Annotated in this window: 1 protein-coding gene; it reads left to right on the top strand. The window is 55.0% G+C overall.

Going from position 1 to position 249, the window contains the following annotated elements; genetic code table 11:
- Positions 1 to 241, top strand: a 241-nt coding sequence (locus SAZ04_RS22670; protein ID WP_332699988.1) for a serine hydrolase, incomplete at its 5' end; no start/stop codon positions are given.
- Positions 242 to 249 lie beyond the last annotated feature (8 nt).

Below are 249 nucleotides of genomic sequence, written 5' to 3'. Positions count from 1 at the left end.
AGGCCGCAAACGCCTGCCGGGTTTACTGCCGGAAGGTACGCCCGTGGGCCACAAAACCGGCTCGGGCAGCACGAATAATGGCATCAACTCCGCCACCAACGATGCGGGCACTATCACCCTGACTAACGGGCAAAAGATAGCGGTAGCCGTATTCGTATCGATGAGCCCGGCGGAAGAAAGTGTGCGGGAGGCCGTCATCGCAAAGATTGCGAAAGCAGCGTACGATCATTATTCAAAATAGTTTTCAAT

Origin of the sequence: Halalkalibacter lacteus (assembly GCF_036663595.1) — a bacterium.
GTDB lineage: Bacteria > Bacillota > Bacilli > Bacillales > Bacillaceae_D > Halalkalibacter > Halalkalibacter lacteus.
The sequence above is the reverse complement of the archived record's forward strand: the minus strand, read 5'-3'. Positions and strand labels throughout refer to the sequence as shown.